Here is a 1763-nt window from a genome sequence, read left to right as displayed (position 1 = left end):
CAAGAAGGCGTTGCATCGAAAGCCTCGTGAGAGGTTCTCCGCGGAAGCGTCGTTAGGTATGAGGTGACATCGAAACCGGGTCTTTAAGCTCAACCCGGGATAAGTCTGGCGGGTGCCCGAGTATTGGCCAGGCGGTGTCCGGCGCAGAGGTGGCGCGATCTGGATCTGCTGCTCTCGTGTGGAACGTGGGATGGCGTGTCCCGACACAGCCCGCGTCCTGAAACAGGGGGCGCGGCGAGAGGGAGTTCCCCAAGCGTCTGAAACGCGAGGGGGTGAGTACCGTCGCGGGATGCGCAGGCGGACCGGTCCGTAGTAGTGACGATCCCTCCTGCTTGATGCGGTGGGGCGGGGAGCGAAGGGGCTGGCTTGACCGTAGTTCGTTGATGAGATCAACCGGGCGTTGCGGCGGCCGGGAGGAGTCGCGTGGACGAGCAGAGACCATCAGGCAAGCCGTTCAACATTTCCAAACAGGAGGTCTGGGACGCTTATCAGAAGGTGCGGGCCAACAAGGGAGCACCGGGAGTGGACGGCTGCTCGATCGAGGACTTCGAGAAGGATCTGAAGGGCAACCTCTACAAGATCTGGAACCGGATGGCCTCGGGCAGTTATTTCCCTCCTCCCGTGCTGGCGGTGGAGATCCCGAAAGCGCATGGCGACGGCATCCGAGTTCTGGGGGTGCCGACCATCGCGGACCGCATCGCGCAGACCGTCGTGGCCGCCCGGCTGGAGCAGGCGGTGGAACCGAAGTTCCATCCCGACTCATACGGGTATCGGCCAGGTCGGTCTGCGCTGGACGCGGTGGCCAGGTGCCGGGAGCGCTGCTGGGGCAACGACTGGGTTGTCGACCTCGACATCCAGAAGTTCTTCGACAGCGTCCCCTGGGATCTGATCGTCAAGGCGGTCGAGGTCAACACCGACCAGGCCTGGGTCGTGTTGTATGTGAAGCGGTGGCTTGCCGCTCCCGTGCAACGAGCCGACGGCTCGCAGGCCGAACGATGCCGGGGAACCCCTCAGGGGTCGGCGGTCTCGCCCGTGCTGGCCAACCTGTTCCTGCACTACGCGTTCGACCAGTGGATGGCCCGGCGCTTCCCGTCGGTGTCGTTCGAGCGGTACGTCGATGACGCGGTGGTGCACTGCCGCACTGAGCGCCAGGCCCAGATGCTGGTCTCGGCGATCAGCGCGCGGATGGAACAGGTCGGGCTGCGGCTCCACCCGGACAAGACCCGGATCGTCTACTGCAAGGACGGGAAGCGTCAAGGCTCCTTCGAGCACACGGCGTTCGACTTCTTGGGGTTCACGTTCCGGGCTCGGGCGGTCCGCAGCAGGCGGGGGACCGTGTTCACCGGCTTCGGTCCGGCGGTCTCCAAGACCGCCATCCGGCAGATGAGCGAGACGGTGTGGTCCTGGAGGCTGCACCGCCGCACCTCCCTGTCCGAGCAGGACCTCGCACGATGGCTCAACCCGATCGTGTCGGGATGGATGAACTACTACGGCCGCTTCTACCGGTCGGAGCTGTATCCGCTGCTCAGGCGCATCAACGTCTACCTGGTGCGCTGGATGAGGAAGAAGTACAAACGGTTGAGGACCTTCAACAAGGCGCACGCCGCATGGAAGCGCACAACCCGCCAGTACCCGCGCTTCTTCGCGCACTGGCGGTGGGTCCCGGAGTTCTGACGGTGAGGTTGAGAAGAGCCCGGTGACGGGAGACTGTCACGCCGGGATCTGTGGGAGCCCGGAGGCGAGACCCCTCCGGGCCACCCGAC

General features: G+C 64.9%; 1 protein-coding gene. It reads left to right on the top strand.

Going from position 1 to position 1763, the window contains the following annotated elements:
• Positions 1-423 precede the first annotated feature (423 nt).
• Positions 424-1674 carry a group II intron reverse transcriptase/maturase gene (gene ltrA, locus DEH69_RS06290; RefSeq protein WP_113685887.1) on the top strand — a complete coding sequence of 417 codons (1251 nt, stop codon included), beginning with the start codon at positions 424-426 and terminating at the stop codon, positions 1672-1674.
• Positions 1675-1763 lie beyond the last annotated feature (89 nt).

The sequence above is a fragment of the Streptomyces sp. PT12 genome (genome assembly GCF_003311645.1).
GTDB lineage: Bacteria > Actinomycetota > Actinomycetes > Streptomycetales > Streptomycetaceae > Streptomyces.
This window is presented reverse-complemented; position numbering and strand designations above follow the sequence as displayed.